The sequence below is a fragment of the Chryseobacterium formosum genome (assembly GCF_026460885.1).
Lineage (GTDB): Bacteria > Bacteroidota > Bacteroidia > Flavobacteriales > Weeksellaceae > Chryseobacterium > Chryseobacterium formosus.
Genome location: NZ_JAOVZW010000001.1, coordinates 521934 through 541343, shown reverse-complemented (window position 1 = coordinate 541343; position 19410 = coordinate 521934). Strand labels below are relative to the sequence as shown.

21 protein-coding genes are annotated in these 19410 nt (G+C 32.7%); 4 read left to right on the top strand and 17 right to left on the bottom strand.

Annotated features, from left to right (window positions below; genetic code table 11):
• Positions 1–78: 78 nt before the first annotated feature.
• The 6 genes from OF897_RS02635 to OF897_RS02610 all read right to left on the bottom strand — a co-directional run bounded on the left by OF897_RS02635 (position 79) and on the right by OF897_RS02610 (position 6151).
• A complete protein-coding gene (locus OF897_RS02635; RefSeq protein ID WP_267264131.1) occupies positions 79–1728 on the bottom strand; it encodes a DNA repair protein RecN in 1650 nt (549 codons plus the stop codon).
• A 70-nt stretch (positions 1729–1798) separates the two neighbouring features.
• The gene (porD, locus tag OF897_RS02630; protein WP_267264130.1) at positions 1799–2698 is read right to left on the bottom strand and encodes a type IX secretion system protein PorD; all 900 of its coding nucleotides are present in this window, start codon (positions 2696–2698) and stop codon (positions 1799–1801) included.
• A gap of 37 nt (positions 2699–2735) precedes the next feature.
• On the bottom strand, positions 2736–3938 hold the full coding sequence (gene coaBC, locus OF897_RS02625; protein ID WP_267264129.1) for a bifunctional phosphopantothenoylcysteine decarboxylase/phosphopantothenate--cysteine ligase CoaBC: 1203 nt from the start codon (positions 3936–3938) through the stop codon (positions 2736–2738).
• A 125-nt stretch (positions 3939–4063) separates the two neighbouring features.
• Positions 4064–4387: a DNA-directed RNA polymerase subunit omega gene (locus OF897_RS02620; protein ID WP_267264128.1), complete on the bottom strand. Its 324-nt coding sequence runs from the start codon at positions 4385–4387 to the stop codon at positions 4064–4066.
• A gap of 41 nt (positions 4388–4428) precedes the next feature.
• Positions 4429–5424, bottom strand: a complete 996-nt coding sequence (locus OF897_RS02615) for an outer membrane protein assembly factor BamD (protein ID WP_267264127.1) — start codon at positions 5422–5424, stop codon at positions 4429–4431.
• 97 nt (positions 5425–5521) lie between these two features.
• A complete protein-coding gene (locus OF897_RS02610) occupies positions 5522–6151 on the bottom strand; it encodes a TetR/AcrR family transcriptional regulator (protein WP_267264126.1) in 630 nt (209 codons plus the stop codon).
• Between the two features lie 94 nt (positions 6152–6245).
• Here OF897_RS02610 and OF897_RS02605 point away from each other — a divergent pair, with 94 nt between their 5' ends.
• The 4 genes from OF897_RS02605 to OF897_RS02590 all read left to right on the top strand — a co-directional run bounded on the left by OF897_RS02605 (position 6246) and on the right by OF897_RS02590 (position 8779).
• The gene (locus OF897_RS02605) at positions 6246–6872 is read left to right on the top strand and encodes a TatD family hydrolase (RefSeq protein ID WP_267264125.1); all 627 of its coding nucleotides are present in this window, start codon (positions 6246–6248) and stop codon (positions 6870–6872) included.
• The gene (locus OF897_RS02600) at positions 6865–7590 is read left to right on the top strand and encodes a tRNA threonylcarbamoyladenosine dehydratase (RefSeq protein ID WP_267264124.1); all 726 of its coding nucleotides are present in this window, start codon (positions 6865–6867) and stop codon (positions 7588–7590) included. The genes OF897_RS02605 and OF897_RS02600 overlap by 8 nt, the downstream gene beginning before the upstream one ends.
• Positions 7590–7979: a ribonuclease P protein component gene (gene rnpA / locus OF897_RS02595; RefSeq protein WP_267264123.1), complete on the top strand. Its 390-nt coding sequence runs from the start codon at positions 7590–7592 to the stop codon at positions 7977–7979. The genes OF897_RS02600 and rnpA overlap by 1 nt, the downstream gene beginning before the upstream one ends.
• A gap of 191 nt (positions 7980–8170) precedes the next feature.
• Positions 8171–8779: a DUF4126 domain-containing protein gene (locus tag OF897_RS02590; RefSeq protein WP_267264122.1), complete on the top strand. Its 609-nt coding sequence runs from the start codon at positions 8171–8173 to the stop codon at positions 8777–8779.
• Between the two features lie 42 nt (positions 8780–8821).
• On the opposite strand, the gene OF897_RS02585 is transcribed toward OF897_RS02590, so the two are convergent.
• The 11 genes from OF897_RS02585 to OF897_RS02535 all read right to left on the bottom strand — a co-directional run bounded on the left by OF897_RS02585 (position 8822) and on the right by OF897_RS02535 (position 19346).
• Positions 8822–11014 carry a hypothetical protein gene (locus tag OF897_RS02585; RefSeq protein WP_267264121.1) on the bottom strand — a complete coding sequence of 731 codons (2193 nt, stop codon included), beginning with the start codon at positions 11012–11014 and terminating at the stop codon, positions 8822–8824.
• A 1-nt stretch (position 11015) separates the two neighbouring features.
• Positions 11016–11537 (bottom strand): LptE family protein, encoded by a 522-nt coding sequence (gene lptE / locus OF897_RS02580; protein ID WP_267264120.1) that lies wholly within the window; start codon positions 11535–11537, stop codon positions 11016–11018.
• A gap of 19 nt (positions 11538–11556) precedes the next feature.
• On the bottom strand, positions 11557–12264 hold the full coding sequence (locus OF897_RS02575) for a hypothetical protein (protein ID WP_267264119.1): 708 nt from the start codon (positions 12262–12264) through the stop codon (positions 11557–11559).
• 16 nt (positions 12265–12280) lie between these two features.
• Positions 12281–13585, bottom strand: coding sequence for a sigma-54 interaction domain-containing protein (locus OF897_RS02570; RefSeq protein WP_267264118.1), 1305 nt, complete (start codon positions 13583–13585; stop codon positions 12281–12283).
• A 95-nt stretch (positions 13586–13680) separates the two neighbouring features.
• Positions 13681–14112 carry a hypothetical protein gene (locus OF897_RS02565; RefSeq protein WP_267264117.1) on the bottom strand — a complete coding sequence of 144 codons (432 nt, stop codon included), beginning with the start codon at positions 14110–14112 and terminating at the stop codon, positions 13681–13683.
• A 64-nt stretch (positions 14113–14176) separates the two neighbouring features.
• Positions 14177–15613 carry a tRNA (N6-isopentenyl adenosine(37)-C2)-methylthiotransferase MiaB gene (gene miaB / locus OF897_RS02560; RefSeq protein WP_267264116.1) on the bottom strand — a complete coding sequence of 479 codons (1437 nt, stop codon included), beginning with the start codon at positions 15611–15613 and terminating at the stop codon, positions 14177–14179.
• A gap of 154 nt (positions 15614–15767) precedes the next feature.
• Entirely contained in the window at positions 15768–16490 is a 723-nt protein-coding gene (locus OF897_RS02555) for a hypothetical protein (protein ID WP_267264115.1), read from the bottom strand.
• Positions 16491–16585: 95 nt separating this feature from the next.
• Positions 16586–16999, bottom strand: coding sequence for an energy transducer TonB (locus OF897_RS02550; RefSeq protein ID WP_267264114.1), 414 nt, complete (start codon positions 16997–16999; stop codon positions 16586–16588).
• Positions 17000–17002: 3 nt separating this feature from the next.
• Positions 17003–17485 (bottom strand): hypothetical protein, encoded by a 483-nt coding sequence (locus OF897_RS02545; protein ID WP_267264113.1) that lies wholly within the window; start codon positions 17483–17485, stop codon positions 17003–17005.
• Positions 17486–17582: 97 nt separating this feature from the next.
• Positions 17583–18002 carry a hypothetical protein gene (locus tag OF897_RS02540; RefSeq protein WP_267264112.1) on the bottom strand — a complete coding sequence of 140 codons (420 nt, stop codon included), beginning with the start codon at positions 18000–18002 and terminating at the stop codon, positions 17583–17585.
• 105 nt (positions 18003–18107) lie between these two features.
• Complete coding sequence (locus tag OF897_RS02535; RefSeq protein WP_267264111.1) at positions 18108–19346, bottom strand: MFS transporter; 1239 nt, start codon at positions 19344–19346, stop codon at positions 18108–18110.
• Positions 19347–19410: the final 64 nt, after the last annotated feature.

The window sequence follows — 19410 nt, the reverse complement described above, 5'->3', positions numbered from 1 at the left end:
CTTCTGTGGAGAGAAGCTTTTGTAAGTTTATTTAAATTGAGCAAAGAAAAAAAAGAAGCCATTAGACTTTTATTAAAATTACCCTATCAATTCTTTAGCCTGCGTTAAAGCAGCTTCAGTAATTTTACTTCCAGAAAGAAGCTGTGCAATTTCGTTTAGTTTTTCTTCGTCACTAAGAGGAATAATTGTAGACTGTGTTTTCCCATTTACATCTTGTTTCACGACTTTATAGTTGTCATTTCCTTTTGCGGCAACCTGTGCTAAATGAGAAATAACAATTAACTGCATATCTTCAGACATTTCACGCATCAGATTTCCGATTTCTTCGGCAACTTTTCCTGAAACACCGGTATCGATTTCGTCTAAAATTAATGTTGGAAGTTCATCACTTTCCGCAATAATTTTTTTAACAGCAAGCATTACTCGAGATCTTTCACCACCTGAAATTGCAGTTTGAATAGGTTTTAAAGGAAATCCTGAATTTGCCTGAAATAATAGCTGAATATTTTCTTTTCCAAACTGATTATATTCTGAAGAATTCTTGATTTCAATATCAACTTTTGCTTTTTCAAGACCAAGTTTTTTAAGCAAATCTTCTGCTTTTTTAATGAAAACAGGAATACTTTTCTTTCTGTTTTTTGAAAGTTTCTGGCTTAAAGATTCAAGAGATTTTTCTTTTTTAGAAATATTTTCAAGAATTTCTGCTATATAAACTTCAATTTCTGCTGTCCCTTTTTGTTCACCCGAAAGCTGATCTCTGATTTCTCTTAAAGCTTCAATGTCTGAAACATTATGTTTAAGGAAAAGCATATTTATTTTATTGTTAAACTCCGAAAGCTGGGCTAACGTTTCAGGATTCATTTCAATTTTCTCAGACTCATCTTCCAATTCAGAAATGATGTCTTTCAATTCGACAAAAGAACCTTCCAATCTCGTATTAAGCTCAGAAAAATTGGTTGAAACTTCGGCTATTTTAGAAAGTTTAGATTTTGCTTCATTAAAAAATGAAAAAATTCCGATTTCTTCCTGATGAAATCTTGATAAAAGCTGAGCTAAATTTTCAGAGATCATTCCAGCGTTTTCCTGTACAGAAAGCTGATTTTGTAAATCTTCATAATTTACATCATCCATTTTCAAATCTTCAAGTTCACTTAGAAGAAATTCCTTATAATCCCCTTCTTTAGTACTTTCATAAAGTTGAGTCTGATATTTTTTAAGCTGAGTTTTTAAAGTCTGATATTCGTAAAAGTCATGTTGGTAATCTTCAATCAGTTTTTTATTATCTGAAAGTCCGTCGATTATTTTAAACTGATACTCAGAAGTAAAAAGATTAGATGTTTCAAACTGTGAATGAATATCGATAAGCTGTGAAGTAAGTTCTTTCAAAATATCCAACGTCACAGGAACATCATTGATAAAGGCTCTGGATTTACCCGAAGGCAAAATTTCGCGTCTGATAATCGTTTGATGTTCGTAGTCGAGATCATTTTCGATAAAGAATTTTTTAAACTGATTATTTAGGTCAAATTCTGTCTCGACAATACTTTTTTCTTCCGCTTTAGAAATCGATTTTATATCTGCTCTTTCGCCTAAAATCAATCGTAACGCACCCAAAATGATAGATTTACCCGCTCCTGTTTCACCGGTAATGACCTGTAAACCATTTTTTAAAGATACTTCGAGGGCATCAATGAGGGCAAAATTTTTAATGTAAATTCTTGAAAGCATAGATTCTGATGCAGATTACGTTTTGGTACTGCAAATATAAAATTTAGAAATCAAAAGTTAGGAATTATAATTACTTCCATTTATTCCACTTAGATTCTGCATTTTTAGGCGAAAAAATAATCATTTGCTGTTTCAGCGTGCCGATGTTTACCGAACCGTTATTTCCGGAATTGAAAATATTAAATATCTCATCCGCTTTTGTATCCATAAAAAGATTGAAGAAATAATTCTGCTGGAAAGAGTTCTCGTATGTTTTCAACTGCATTAAAGCATCAAAAATAATTTTCTTTGACTGTGTCTGATCTTGATTAAATAAACCGTCTAAACCTGCTCTGTGATACGTGTAAATCGTAGAACGCAACTGACTCATATTCGGGTTAAGAATTTCTCCGATTAAAATTGAACGGCTCCTTGGTTCGTTAATTTGATTCCATCCTTCATAACCTCTGTTTTGAGAATTCTGAGCAATCTGCTGTGCTTTTGAAAACCATTGAGTTCCGCCCATTGACTGAAAACTATCTGCATCGTAACCCAAAATTACATACACATAAAAACTAATAACATCAATCAAATTCTTACCTGAAAACTGTCTTTCATTAAAAATAAGATTCTCATTTTCAGCATATTCAAAAGTAAATCTGTTATCTTTTAAATTTAATAAAGGGGATTCATAAGAACTGCTAAAAACAGGACGAACCGCCTGAACGACAATCTGTGCCGTAAATTTATTGCCATCCCGATTGCTTATAACAATGGCGAAATTTGATTTGATTTTCTCAAAATTCTGAAGTTTTTTTCCTGTCCAGCTTGTATTATTGATAAAATCTCTAAGACTTTTTTCTAAAGCTTTAAAAGCACTTTGGTTACTTCCCTGTACTTGCTGATTGTTGATTTGTACCGTTGCGAGAATTTCCTGAGAAAACCCGAAATTGAATACTATCAGAAAAAAGAGTATAATTATTTTTTTCATTATCTAATTAAAAATTGAAAACGGAAATTTATAACATTTATTTTAAAAGTTGAGTTTCAATACAATCGAGAATGTCTTTTGCCACATTTTCTTTTGATTTTAGATCAAATTCCAGCTTTTCTGTTTTGGTAAATATCTTGATTTTGTTGGTATCATTTTTAAAACCTGCACCTTCATCACGAAGTGAATTCAGAACGATCATATCTAAATTTTTCTTCGCAAGTTTTCCTTTTGCATTTTCTTCTTCATTCTGCGTTTCAAGAGCAAAACCGACTAAAAACTGATTCGTTTTTTTCTCACCCATCGTTTTCAGAATATCCGGGTTTTTGATTAATTCTATCGAAAAAGTATCTTCATTTTTTTTAATCTTTTCTGAGGCTACTACTTTTGGAGCATAATCCGCTACAGCCGCACTTGCAATTCCGATATCGATAGTGTCGTAATATTCAAAAACTTTGTTAAGCATTTCTCTTGCAGATGTAACTCTGTGCAAATCTATATTTTGATGAGTCGATTTTAAAGAACTTGGTCCTGAAATAAGAATCACTTTCGCTCCTCTTTTTGCAGCTTCTTCAGCTAATGAAAACCCCATTTTCCCAGAAGAATGATTTCCAATAAAACGCACAGGATCAATTGCTTCATAAGTTGGTCCCGCTGTAATTAAAACCGTTTTTCCTTCTAATGATTTTTTTTGATCTGAATTAAAAAACTCTTCAATCGTTTTAACAATCGTTTCTGGTTCTGCCATTCTTCCTTGACCAATCAAACCACTTGCTAGTTCACCACTTTCTGCAGGAATTACAGTGTTACCAAATTCTTCGGCAAGTTTCAGATTGTTTTTGGTTGATGGATGTTGATACATATCCAAATCCATTGCGGGAGCAATAAAAATGGGGCATTTTGCAGACATATACGTTGCAATCAAAAGATTATCACAAATCCCATGAATCACCTTCGCCAAAGTATTTGCCGTGCAAGGTGCAACAATCATCACATCTGCCCAAAGAGCCATTTCTACGTGACTGTTCCAAGTTCCGTTGTCGCTGTAAAATTCAGTATAAACAGGATTTTTTGAAAGTGTGGAAAGACTCAGTTTCGTTACAAAATGTTCCGCATCAGGAGACATAATGATCTGAACCTCGGCACCTTTTTTTACCAAATCTCTGATAAGAAAATGAATTTTGTACGCAGCTATTCCGCCAGAAACGGCAATGAGAATCTTTTTCCCGGAAATACTCATGTAGATTTTTTTAAAGCACTAATTTACTTATTTTTTTCTTAAATCAATCTGTATATATCAAAACAGCAAAGGTCATAAAAGAACCGAATCTTCTATGACCTTAGATTTATAAAAATAAAATTATTTTATTTTCTTTCTTCAGTTTTTCTGAAGTAAACATCACCATCTAACCATTCTTGGATAGCGATAGATGTTGGTTTCGGAAGTTTTTCGTAATGTTTTGAGATTTCGATTTGTTCTCTGTTTTCAAAAACTTCTTCCAAAGTAGAGTTGTGAACAGCAAATTCGTCTAATTTATTGTGTAATTCAGTACGGATTTCTGCATTGATCTGCTCTGCTCTTTTCCCCATGATTACAATAGCTTCATAGATTGAACCTACTTTCTCTTCAATCTTGTCTTTATCGTAAGTAATAGTATTTACTTCTGCTTTTGTATCTTTTACGCTCATTTTGAGAAAATTAATTATTTATAAGTTGGCAAATTTACGAATTATCTTTGGATTTTGAAAGTCGCCGCAGGAGGAGGAGTTTGCAACGCTGCACTATCTCTTTGCATTTGCATCGCACTCTTCTCATTTGAAATCTGATCTTTCACTTGCTGCTGTGTCTTATTCTGCTCTGCAAGCTTATCTGCGATCTTTTTCTGTTTTGCAGTAAACAGTGCAATTCTTTCTTCGTTTTGTTTCTTAACTACAACAAAATCTTTCTTTTCTTTTTCAAGTTTTTCTCTTAAATCTAAAGCTGTCTTAGCATATTCTGTATTCGGAAGTTCTTTTTCAACCTGTCTTGTAAATGCTAAAGCACTTGTAATACGCTCATCTTTCAATTCATAAGTAGACCCTACAGCTAATGCATATCGAGCTTTCATCATATAATCATAGATTTTCGGACGAAGCTTTGTACTTGGGAAATCGTCTAAAACATTTTCAAAAGCGGTAGATGTAGCTTTGTAATCTGCCATTTTGTAGTATTGCTTAGCATTTTCGTATGCTTTAAATTCTAATTTATAAGAAAGCTCATCAATTAAAGTATTGATGTTTTTTGATCTTTCAGAATTTGGGTAATTATTCAAAAATTCCTGAAGCTCATTGATTGCCAATTCTGTACTCGACTGATCTAAGTTATAATCCATAGAACCGTTGTAGTAACACAATGCAGACATATAAGCCGCTTCTTCTTTTCTGTTATCCTGAGGGAAACTTACAGCAAAATTCTTAAACTGATTTCCGGCTAATCTGTAATTTTTATCATAATAATTGGCGTACGCAGAATTGAAAACTACGTTCGGAGCATCATCTGTACCCGCAACCAAATTGGGAAGTCTGTCGTAAAGCGCCAATGCATTTTTCCACTTCTTTTTAGCAAAATTTTCGTTTGCAGCTTTAAGAATAAAGGTTTTGTCTGCACTTCTCAATGCTTTTTCCTGTTGACTCTTGCACGCTGCTAAAACAGCAATAGCGAAAATACCTAAAATATACTTTTTCATATAAAATGTAACAGTTCTCGGGTTTACCGACCTATTAATTTGCAAAAATATAACTTTTTTGCTAAAAGTTTTTTTTTTATGATTATTTAACGTAAATTTAGTCAGCTGCGTATCCCAAAACAGCAAAAATGTTCATTAAAAGATTCATTCTCACCTTTTTTTCGGCTTCTTTGGTGTACGTTTCATCATCTTTGTGAGGAACATACAATTCGTAGAAATTTTTATTTCTTATGACGAATAAAGTAGAACCAATAATGGTAGTCAAAATATCTTCAGGTTTTGGAGTGAAAGTAAAAACTCCTGTAGTAACACCTTTTTTAATAACTTCATCCAATTTTCTAACGAAAAGCTGGTAAAAATCTAAAAGTTCATCTTTCAAATTCTCAGTATGACGAAGTTCCTGAGTAACAAAACCGTGAAAATAATTATATCTGAAAAGCTGACTGACAATATATTTAATCATTTCTTTCATCTGCATTTCCGGCCTGCCATCTTTGATTGTATCTGCAAATTCTGAAAAATTTTCTCTCGTTTTCAAAACACGATACTGATAAAGATAAGACATCATTTTTTCTTTAGAACCGAAATAATAAGAAATCATAGCCACATTAATGTTGGCTTTTGTACAAATATCTCTTACAGATGTGCCTTCATAGCCTTTTCTTGCGATGAGTTCTTCGGCAATATCAAGAATATGAATTTGCTTCTCAGAGAATTTTTTTCCCATAGTTACGTTTTTAGTAAAGTTAGCAAATTTTTAACATATCTATAAACGGATGTTTAATTATTTTAAATCTTGCTTAATTGTAGTATTTTTGAATATGGATTTTTTTGATTTTCATCATCATAAAGAAAATAAAGAGCTTGGAATTTACAATCTGGATTATGGTAAAACTCCGCCTCAACATTTGTATTCAATTGGAATTCATCCGCAGGACATTCAAGAAGAAAATATTGAAAATCAATTTATTTGGTTAAATTCCAATATTACAGAAAACTGTTTTGCTATTGGAGAATGCGGATTGGATGGATTGATTTCAGTTGATCAAAAAACTCAGGGAGAAGTTTTTAAAAAGCAAATTGAACTATCAAATGAGTTAAAAAAACCTTTGATTATTCATTGCGTAAGAAAGTTTTATGAAGTGATTTCATTTAAAAAACATGCTCATCAAGCGATGATTATTCATGGTTTTAATAAAAAACAAAGCATTGCCGACGATTTGCTGAAAAATAATTTTTATTTGAGTTTTGGAAAACCTGTTTTGTATAATCTATCTTTGCAGAACGTTTTAAAGACAATTCCTTTAGATAAAATATTTTTAGAAACTGATAATGAAGATTTTAATATCGAAGAATTATACCTGAAAGTTTCAGAATTAAAAGAAATTTCTTTAGAAAAGCTCAACAAACAAATTGTAGAAAATTTAGAAAAGATACAAAATGGATAAATTTTGGCTTGAAAGAACAGAGTTATTGATAAAAGAAGAAGGTGTAGAAAAACTAAGCAAAGCAGCTGTTTTAGTTGTCGGTTTGGGAGGAGTTGGCTCTTTTGCAGCTGAGTTTTTAGCCAGAGCCGGGATAGGAAAAATGACTATTGTTGATGGCGACACAGTAGATATTACCAACATCAACAGACAACTTCCCGCTTTGCATTCTACCATCGGAAAACACAAAGTAGACGTTGTCGCAGAAAGATTGATGGACATTAATCCAAATCTTGAACTTTTAAAAATTAATGAATTTTTGAATCCGGAAAGGATGGAGGAAGTTTTGGATGCCGGAAATTTCGATTACGTTTTAGATTGTATCGATAGTGTCACTCCAAAAGTCACTTTATTAATTGCCGCAAAACGAAGAAAAATAAAGGTTGTAAGCTCGATGGGTGCAGGTGGGAAATCTGATCCTTCTAAAGTTGCAGTACGTGATTTGAGTAAAACTCAGCATTGTCATCTTGCCCGTGAAGTGAGAAAGAGATTAAAAAAAGTGAAAATCGATAAAGGAATTCGTTGTGTATTTTCTGATGAAATTCAAGATGAAGACAGCTTAAAAATGACCGACGGAAGCAATTACAAAAGATCTTTTTATGGAACTATAAGTTTTATTCCTGCAATTTTCGGTTTGTATGCCGCTGCAGAAGTCATCAATTATTTAGTGAATAAAGATTAATGTCTGATTTTAAATATCCAAAACAAGAAAAACTCAAAAAAGACACTGAGATTACTTTACTTTTCGCAAAAGGTAAATGGAGAAGTTGTGGGAATTTGCGAATTATTATTCTTAAAAATCATGCTGATTTACAAACTGAAAATGTAAAACTAGGAGTTTCGGTTTCAAAGAGGTATTTTAAAAAAGCTGTTTATAGAAACCGTGTCAAAAGACTTTTGCGAGAATGCTATCGTTTAAATAAAGACCTTTTTAGAGAAAGCTTTGGAGACAAGACGATTGCAATGTTGTTTTGGGTTTCTAATGAACTTCCCGAAAAGTTTCAGGATGTGGAGACGGAATTCATAAAACTATGTCAGTCTCAATCTCAAAAAAAATCACAATCTGTTTAAATTAAACAATTTCGATTTATATATAATTGTTGCGCTCCTACGGAGCGCAATTTTCTTTGGTTATCATTTTTCTACAAAGGTTTTGCTCCATAGGAGCAAAACGATTTTCAATACTGCAACTTCATAAAAATTGTTTCTAAATTCTATTTGAATATTTTTTGTAGCTTTAAGAAAACAATTGACGAATTAAAATGCTTGACCAAATTCCTTATCTTCCGTATGTTCTGAGTGCATTTATTGGTATCGGACTTGCTGCATCTGCAGGTTTCAGAGTTTTTCTGCCATTGTTTGCGGTGAGTTTAGCATCGTATTTTCAATGGATTCCTACTCATGAAAGTTTTGATTGGCTTTCTGGTCTTCCTGCCTTGATTACAACGGGAATTGCGACGATTGCAGAAATTTTAGCGTATTATATTCCTGTTATTGATAATTTTTTAGACACACTTTCTGTTCCAATGGCAACAATTGCCGGTTCGTTACTTTTTGCGAGTCAGTTTGCAGATCTGGGAACATTTTCACAATGGGGATTGGCCTTAATTGCGGGAGGAGGAACCGCAGCTACAATCAGTTCGGGATTTGCAGGAATTCGAGCGGCATCAACAGCAACAACGGGCGGATTGGGAAATTCCATAGTTGGAACTACAGAAACCGCAGGAGCTGGAATTATGGCAATATTAGCAATGATCGCTCCGGTAATTGCAGCATTTTTGGCAATCGCAACGGTAATTATAGTAGTAATCTTAGGAAGAAAAGCTTTAAAAAAATTACGAAAACGAAAAGAAACTTCTAATTATTTATAAAAAAACGGCAGAACTTTGAAATTCTGCCGTTTGTATTTTAATTTAGTTTTTCCCTCGATTATCTTTAATCTCCTGAATTTTATTTTCAAAATATTCTTTTCGGTCAGGATGTTTATTAATCAATACTTGAAAAGCATTAATCGCTTTTGTATACAATTTCTGCTCAATGTAAAGATTTGCCAAAGTTTCGGTCATTAAGTGCGAAATATCGTCTGTTTTTTCTTTTACAACAAAGCTTACCTCATCTTTCAGCTGACTGATTTTTGGGTTGTTTTCAATGAATGATTCAATGACTTTATTCTTGTTTTCAATTTTAACCTTTTCAACTTCTTCGGTTCTGTCAATTTTCAGCCAGCTTTGCCAAGTGTTGATGAATCCGGGAACATTACTATCGTCAAGAATTTTAGATTCCGTACTTAAAATCGGTTTTTGAATTTTTCCCTCAACTGGTTGATCTTCTTCTTCTTCTTCTTCTTCTTCTTCTTCTTCTTCTTTTTTAATCGGCAAGCTTGAAATATCAGTTCCGAAAAATGAAACATTCATCACAGGAACGTCATCTTTTTCTATTAAGATTTGTTCAGTTTCTGGATTTTCTTCAACATTTTCAACTTCATCGACAATTTCTTCTGAATTATTTTCTGCTACAACTTCTGAGTTCTTTTCCTCTGAAACAATTTCTTCAGAAATCTCTTTAATATCTTCTGTTTTTAAAACGTCTTCAGATTTAACATCAACTTTTCTGCTAAAAGAATCCGGAGTATGAGATTCAAAACTCATTGGTTTCCAAGCTGAAACTACTTCTTCAATTACATTTACCGTTTTTTCGTCAGAATTTCCTTCTTCTAATCTCTCTTCAACAATTGATTCAGCGATTTTCACTACCGTTTCTTCTGCCGCTTTTTGCTCTTCACCAACATGAAACTCCTGGGTTTCAGCAAAACTGATTTCTCCACTTAGTTCTTCCTGAATTTCAGGTTTTTCTTGAACCTCTTTTTTCTGAGTCTTCATCTTTTTTTCAACTTCTTCAATCAGGCGACGCATTTCGTCTTCATGTTTGTTGATATTAGATTTTGGAATTTCAGCAACAGCTTCTTGCTCAGATTTATTGGCTTCAATTTTTATTTCAGGAAGGAAAGAATCGGTTCCGTGGAAACTCAATTCCGCATCATCGTTTAATTTTTCGGCAACATTTTCAGAATCAATTTTATCTTCTTCGATAATCGTTTCAGGATTCAAAACTTCTGAAATCACTTTTGATTCTAAAGATTCAATACGATTATCTGCTTGAATACTTTCTTCTAAAATTTCAGTTTCAGGTTTAAAAGATTCTATTTTTACAAAACTTAATTCAGAATCATCATTAATTTTTTCTTCAACTTTTTCTGAATCAATCTTATCTTCATTGATAACCGTTTCAATATTTAAATCTTCAGAAATTTCTTCGGTTGGGTTAGAATCTAAAACGGTTTCATTTTCAACCGGCTTCTCATCTTCTACAACCTCTGTTTCAGGCGTAAAAGTTTCGACTTTTTGAAAGCTTATTTCAGATTCATCATTTACCTTTTCTTCTACTTTTTCAGAATCAATTTTATCTGCATTGATGATAGTTTCTGAAGGTGCAGCGACAAAATCAGCTTCATTTTCAAATTTAATTTCCTCTTTATCCGAAACATTTTCTTCTTGCGATGAAATTGGCTTTTGAGTAACAATTACACCTGATTCTAAAGTAGATTCAAGATCAATGGTTTCGTTATTTACTTCTTCAAGGAAATTTTCTTCGCCTTCAAATAAAATTCGGTTGCGCTCTCCATCAACAAAAACGTGTTTTATTTCCGGTTTTGGAGTTAATAAAGACTCAGAAACAGCTTCATAATCGTGTTTTGGAGCGACATTTTCAACAACTAAAACTTCAGAATCTTCTGTTTTTTGGATTGAAGTTTCTTCTCCCTTTACTTCAATAACAGGAGTTTCTTCTACAACTTTTTCTGTTTTTATCTGCTGAATTTTACCATTAATTAAATGATAAAGAATTTTCTTGTCTGTTGTATAAGCTGCCGTAGTTGACAATTCTTTCTGATAATTTTCTTTATCGAAAAGATGAACTCCATATAAATGCAGGGCACGAATGTTTTGAATATAAGGGAAAGAACTAATTTCCTCCTTCAAAAGATGAAGATCTTCTGACTGTATATTTTTCGGATTTTTTAATAATTCTAAAACTCTAGTATTCATCATATTACCAGTTCGCTACGATGTCGTTAAATATTTTGTTGATAATTCTGTCTGTTGCAATTTTCACCTGGGAAGTTTCAATCTGATCTTGCGAAAGACTTGAATTGAAAACTGCCTCATCAGAGAAATTTTTATCAAAATTCAGGTCTGGATGTAATTTATTTTCATAACGAACTTTCACCGTGATTGTCAGTTTATTCTGAGATTCCTGAATCGTTCCCGCAGAAGTTTGCTGGGTTGTGGAAGTAATCGTCGTTGGAGAAATTGTATAATCTGTGATTTCTCCTTCAATCAGAATATCGGGATTTGATTTTGTTCCTTTCAGGGTGGTACGCTGTAAAAATCTGTTTTGAATATCTGTAGAAAACTGCTGTGATAAAGTAGGATTTACCAACGCAGAATTATTAGGAAACTCATTAATCTGCACAGTTTTTTCGTCGGTAAGAGACGATCCGGTAAAGCTGTAACAAGAATTGAGCAATCCTACAGATACAATTAAAAGTAAAAGATTTTTAAGCTGATTCATTTTAAATTATATTTTAATCTTAATATTTTTCTTTGATACCGATTTCGGTAATTTCGTCGTATTCAATTTGTTGAATAGCGTCTTCGAATGCAAAATAATTTGCAGAATAGAGAAAAGGCATGGTTAAAAAAAGCCCGATTCCACATGCAAGAATACCAATTTGAGACAAAAGACTTGCAACCAATGAGAATAAGAAAATGTTTAAAAGATTTCCTTTAGTCATTACTTTAGAAATATTCCAAGCTGTTTTGATATCTGTCACACCTTTAAAACTAATTAATGGTGAGATGTAAAACCCTTTCAATAAGAAATAGTAAATAGCAAAAAACATGACGAACATATATGGGAATATTAGTACCGCAAACATCGGGTTTGCTTCTCCATTTCCATCAGAAGTTATTGCAGCTAATCCTCCGAAAATAATAAACGGAATGTACAAAACAAACACACCTCCAATTATAATCAACTGTAAAATAAAATAAGGCATAAAGTCTTTAAAATCGAAAATTTCTCCCGCACTTGGATTTTGATTTTTGTTTAGTTTACGTAAATATTTGTAGAAATTCCCCATTGCTAGAAGTCCGCAGAACGGGATAATCGACATCAGAAAAGTTACCAAAAAGCCTACGAAAACGCTTCCGAAATCTTTCTTTAAAAGCTCAAAGCCTTTGTTGATGTACTCGCCAAATTTAAAATTAATTAGTTTAGGTGTTAAATTTACATTCATAATTTAGTGTATTATTTTATTCTTCTAAGTTGTATTGTTTTATTTTCCTGTACAAAGTTCTTTGTGAAATTCCCAATTCATCTGCCGCTCTGTTTCTTCTGCCATTGTGTTTCTCTAATGCTTTGATAATTAAATCTTTTTCATTATTCTGAAGAGACAATGATTCGGGAGTATTTTCTTCTACTTCAATGTCTTCAAAATCTTCGTACGAGTCATCCGAATTTGATATAATCGTTGGATTCTGAATATTTTGATGATTCTGATTATTGTTGTTATTATTTTCAAAATACAACAAAGAATTCGCGTTTGCAGTTTGCTGTGTTTCGGGAGTATAAATTCTGTTGATTAAATTTTTCTCCTGATTGCTCAGATCTGCAGTTCCTCTATTTTTAATCAGTTCCGAAGTTAAGGATTTTAAATCATTTAAATCATTACGCATATCGAAGAGAATTTTATACATAATTTCTCTTTCATTGCCAAAATCTGTCTGTTTCTGATGGTTTTGAACATTATTCACCACCATCGGCAAATGCGCATCCATCGGAATATACTCTGCCAATTTCGCAACCGTAACATTTCGCTCACGCTCTACAACTGTCATTTGTTCAACCAAATTTCTCAACTGACGAACATTCCCCGGAAAAGCATAACTTTCAATATACTGTATTGCGCTTGAGTCAAGTTCCAACTCCGGCATTCTGTATTTTTCGGCAAAATCAATCGCAAACTTTCTGAATAACAAATGAATATCCCCTTTTCTTTCTCTCAAAGCGGGCATGTCGATTTGCACTGTATTTAAACGATAAAACAAATCTTCACGGAATCTTCCGTCATGGATTGCCTTCATCATATTCACATTGGTTGCCGCAACAATTCTCACATTGGTTTTTTGAACCTGCGAAGAACCTACTTTCATAAATTCACCACTTTCCAGAACTCTCAACAAACGAACCTGCGTCTGCAAAGGCAATTCACCTACCTCGTCGAGGAAGATTGTTCCGCCATCGGCAACTTCAAAATATCCTTTTCTTGTTGCCGTTGCTCCGGTAAAAGCTCCTTTTTCGTGTCCGAAAAGTTCTGAATCAATGGTTCCTTCCGGAATAGCTCCACAGTTTACAACAATATATGGTTGATGTTTTCTTTTAGATTCTGAATGAATAATTTTTGGAATAAATTCTTTACCAACACCACTTTCTCCAATTACAAGAACTGAAATATCTGTAGGTGCAACTTGAATTGATTTTTCTAAAGCACGGTTTAATGCCGGAAAATTTCCAATAATACCGAAACGGTTTTTTATATTTTGTAGCTCGCTGCTCATAGTCAATTTTAGATTATTTTTCTACAGTTCAATTTTTTATCTGTAGAAGTTTAGTTAATTTGTTAAGAATGAATGTATTTATATCTCTTTAGCAATTAACTAATTACATTTAAATAATCTTTATTTCTGATTTTTGAAACTTTAGTTTTAAAATATAAAATATCAGTAAAGAGATTTTCTTTACTATTTTTCTCAAAGCTTTTCAGAAGTTGATTATGTTTTTCTTTTTCAGAAAAATCTGCTTCCGATTTATTTTTATAAGAATTATCTTTTTGTTTTCCCGAGAAGAATTTCTCAATAAGATCAATGGCGTTTTGTTTATGACCGATTGCAAAATTGCGAATTGCTCCATTCTTTAAACAATACTCTTTTGAAATTTCACATTCATGCCCTAAAATTCGGTTATAAATCTCGAACAGCTGCTTGCAATCTTCATTTTTGATAGATCCATTGCTTACCTGTGCCGAGATATTACTGCAAATCATTACCAATAAAACACTGAGGCAATATTTTTGAAACTTTTCCATTGTCTAGTTTATTGAGTTAATGTTGATAATAATTTTATTTAATTCTAAGTTTTAGGCCAACTTACTATTTCACCGTTTCCCCTAAAAGTGTGCCTTGAGTATTGTCAAACACAAAAACGTTCACAATGTCTCCCAATTTCTGACCTTCCTGCATATCAAAGACACAAACTGCATTTTGAGAATTTCTTCCCTTCCATTGGTTTTTATTTTTCTTTGAAATTCCTTCAATCAAAACCTCGTGTACTCTTCCAACGTAACTTTGCATTCTTTTTCTTGACAGTTCGCCCTGTAAAGCAATAACTTCTGCCAAACGTCTTTGTTTAACATCAGCCGGAATATTGTCTTCCATCTTTTTGTGAGCCGGAGTTCCCGGTCTCTCAGAATACGAAAACATATAGCCGTAATCGAACTCTACTTCCCTCATCAAACTTAAAGTATCTTGGTGATCTTCTTCCGTTTCGTTGCAGAAACCAATAATCATATCTTGTGAAAAAGAAATATCCGGAACAATTTCTTTCGCTTTTCTGATTAAATCTAAATATTCTTCACGGGTATGCTGTCTGTTCATCGCTTCCAACATTTTATTGCTTCCGCTTTGAACCGGCAAATGCACATAATTACAAATATTATCGTGTTTTGCAATCATTCTGAAAACCTCCAGATCCATATCCTGAGGATTCGAAGTTGAGAATCTGATTCTCATTTGAGGAACTGCTTTTGCAACAGAATCAAGCAATTGCGCAAAATTTACAGCCGTTGCTTTCTGCATTTCGGATGCTTTGGCGAAATCTTTCTTAGGACCGCCTCCGTACCAAAGGTAAGAATCTACGTTTTGACCTAACAAGGTAATTTCTTTGTAACCGCTTTCCCAAAGACTTTTACATTCATCCAAAATAGAATGCGGATCACGACTTCTCTCACGACCTCTCGTAAATGGAACAACACAAAAAGTACACATATTATCGCAACCTCTCGTAATGGTAACGAAAGCAGTAACGCCATTTCCTCCTAAACGAACCGGGTTTATATCTGCGTATGTTTCTTCTTTTGAAAGAATTACATTAATTGCGTCTCTTCCGTCTTCAGTTTCTTTTAAAAGATTGGGTAAATCTCTGTACGCATCGGGACCAACCACAAGATCAACCAATTGTTCCTCTTCCAAGAATTTGGTTTTCAGTCTTTCAGCCATACAACCAAGAACACCAACTGTCATGTTTGGACGTTCTTTTTTTAGATTTTTGAATTGCGCAAGTCGCATTCTCACGGTTTGCTCAGCTTTTTCACGAATCGAACAAGTATTAAGGAGAATTAAATCTGCTTCTTCTACTTTTAAAGTGGTATTATAACCTTGTTCGTTAAGAATCGACGCAACAATTTCAGAATCTGAGAAGTTCATTTGACAGCCATAACTTTCTAAAAATAGTTTTTTAGAATTTCCAGTCTTTTCTGCAATGGCAAATGCTTCGCCCTGTTTTGTTTCGTCTATATATTTTTCCTGCACAGTAATCGATTTAAAGTTCAAATTTAAAACCCAAGATTATGCAATAATGAATTTTAATTTTGAAGGAATTGGATTTGCAAAGATACAAAATATTGTGACAGATTGTCAGAGCCAAATGATTGAAGTTAAAAGACTTTCTTAAACACACTAAAGATTAATTTGCATTAAATCTTATTGGCATTCTAAAAACCTGTTTTATAGGAACACCTTTATAATAACTTGGTTTCCAATAAGATTTTTTCGTATTTGAAGCACAATCTACAACCATTTTATTAAACTTTTCTAAATTTGATTCATTATCAATATAGAAAAAACCAGCTTCTCCTTTTGTATCTACATCAAAATTAATTGTGAAAGAATAGTCAATATTAGATTTATAACCATTTGCATCAAAACATTTAACAAAATTTTCTCTGAACTTCATAATATTGCTTTCTTTGTCTTTATGCATATAAACAGGCTTTGAAAATTCGTCTTCACTGAATTTACCTTCAAATAGCAAATCATCAGTAAAAAGAGTACAAAACATTGCGGCAGTTTTATTTCCATTAACTTCTGCTGCTTTCCAGTTTTTCATATGCTTCATAACTTCCAATACCTTATCTTTCATGCATTTATTATTCTCAACAGCATTTAAATCAGTATCTGCAACATATTTTACCTTATTATCCGGATAAACAATGAATCTCATAAATAAAGCTTCAGTTTTTTCACATGGTTTTAGATTATTTTTTACAACAGCTTCCTGAATTTCCTTAGTGTAGCCTTGTCTCCCTCCTTCATAAAAGTCCTGACCAGTAGGATAGTTATATAAAACCTGTGCATTTATACAGCAAAAAATAAATGAACTAATAAGAATTAAAATTTTAATTTTCATGATAAAAATATTAAAAAAAGCCATTACTAAATGTAACGGCGAAAATAAACGAATTAAATCATTTATTAGTGTATTTTAATGATAATTAATTTAGTCTAATCTCCGTGATCGAAATGATCTGATGTGAAATTTATTTTAATTACTTTTTTCGAACTAACAGAGTTTCCATCTTGCATTGCAGGTTTCCATTTCTTTTTGACTTTTTTGATGGCAAAATCCATGTCTTCTATAAACAATTCGCTGTTTTTCACTTTTGGTAAAACATTTAGATTTTCTACTTTTCCTTCTGCAGAAATATCAAAAAGAAAGGTAAATTGTCCGTTCACCGCATATTTGCTCATGTCAATATATCCGTGAATCATTCTTAGAAATTCTTTACTAAAAGCAGCATCTCCACCTGGAAATTCAGCAGTTTTATTTACCGTCAAGTTTTCAGAGCTAACTTTTGTTTCCTGTGCAAAACTTTTAAATCCTATTAATAAAAGGAGTACAAAAAAATATTTATTCATAAATTACATATCTGCTGACAAAGATGAGAAATTCATTTTCAATTTCATCTCAGATTTTACAGGTTCTCCGTTGCACATTGCAGGTTTCCAATTTTTTTTAATTCTTCTCACCACATATTGCATATCGTCAAAGAAAACTTCACTATTCAAAACTTTTGGATCTCCCGTTACATCTACAACTTTTCCCATTGCATCGATCGTCAAAGTAAACGTAAAATCACCTGTTAAAGTATAAAAATCAGAATTTAGGTAGGTGTACATATATTTTCTCAAAATCTCTCTATATGCAGTAGCGCCACCTTCGAAACTTGCTGCCTGAAAATCATTACAACCTTTAATTGCAACCTGCATAAAAGGTTCTTTGATATCAATTTTTATAAGATTTTTATTGTTTTCAACGATGAAAGAGTCATCTCTGTCTTCAAGATCTTGAGCAAATGCAAAATTTGCCGCAAAAAGTCCTATAAATAAAGCGAGTGTTTTCATAAATTTATTTTTACTGAAAAATAGAAGGCAAAATTATGCCAAAAAAGAAAAAAACCTCGCATTATAACGAAGTTTCTTTACTATATTTTAAATAAGATTATCTGCTGTAATATGCAAATTGTACTCTTTCATTAAAATCTCTGTACCCTCTTGAAAAACTCAAATTAATAGAAATATTTTCTTTTTGATTTGAAGTAAAATGTTTTTGCATTCTTGAAACATCTCTTTTCACTTCATTCTCAAAAGATTTATCAAAAAGTTCAGGAAAAACCTTAACATCCGAAATTTTTCCATTTTCGTTAATCGTAAAATTTACTTTAAAATCACCCAAAACCTGAAATGAGTTTGCCGTATATTGTAAATTATTGGCTAAATCATTTTTAAATTTTTCAAAACCTTTAGAATACACTTTTTCAATTTTATCTTTATCGGTTTTAATTTCTATACTTGTTTTATTTTGCTGAGAAAAAGAAAACGCAAACATTACAATAGCTAAAAGGGAAAATATTTTTTTCATAATCTGTTAATCTTTAATTTTATAAAGTTACTTTTTAATTTTCGAACATCAATATTAATTTTTCAATAAAGATTGATTTAAAACCAAATAATTACTAACTCTAACTTAATTCACAACATTTGAAACTTTTCTTCCAGTTTCTTTTAGCATGAATGAAATTAAAATTGCCAAAACAATTCCGCCAATCCAAAATAAAATTGAATTTTGAAAGTGCAAATCTCCTGAAGATACATTTCCTAAATTTTCACCAAAAACATTACTAAAAATCGGGCTCAATAAAGTGGTTACTCCAAAAGTGATGAAATTTATCGCTCCCGTCGAACTTCCTTTCACATAATCCGGATTGGTTTCTTTAATAACCGAATACGGAATCATCGCCGCTCCAGAACCAACACCTAAAATAAACATACTGGTTTTTGCAGGCAATAATTCCGGCAGGAAAATCAATTGTAGCAAACTTAAGATCATTAAAACTGCTCCACCAATTAAAACAGGTTTTCTTCGACCTAATTTATCCGTAATAAACCCTAACAACGGACAGCCAAAAACCCAACCGAACGCTACCATTCCGCTTGTTACTGCCGCATCATGAAACGCAAACTGTTTGTCTTTTTCGAAAAAAGCAACCGCCCAAGTCATAGCAAAAATAGTTGTCGGTGCGAATAATAATCCTGAGATTAAGCCACAAAGCCAAGATTGAGGATTTTTAAAAACAACTTTATAGGTTTCAAAATAACCGACTTTTTTAGAATTCTCATCAGTTCCTTTTTCAGAATTTTCTTTTGGAGTTATAAAATAAAGTGCAAACGCAGTAATCACCGTAAAAATACCTGACCAAAGCCAAAAAGTATTGATATCCATACCAGAATCTACCCATGGACCCACTAAAAATTGTCCGGAAGCTCCGCCCAACATTCCGATACATTGAGTAAAACCGATTGCTGTTGCCAAAGATTTAGAGGAAAAACCTTTGCTAGCAAGATAAACACACCCTGGAAATGCAAAAGCACAGCCAGCTCCTTGTAAAAGCCTTCCCGAAATTCCTGCAAACTGACTGGAAATTAGAAACAATAACGCTCCGATTCCTAAAATAAACGTTCCTACAAAAAGCGATTTTTTTCCTCCAAATTTATCTAAGGCGATACCCGCAAGCAAACTACAGGTGGAATAGGTGTAATAATAGGTCCCAATCATCCAAATCAAATCTAAATTATTGGTATTAAAATGATTTGAAAGTTGTGGTAACATCACTGCTGGAGCAGATCTGATAACGTAATCAAGAAAATAAAAAACCAGCCCAAAAATCCAGGCAATCACATAAAACTTCTTCAAAGAATCACTCATCACGAAAAGAAAATTGAATATTAAATCATATCGAACAGATTCTCTGATGCAAAATATTTAATCT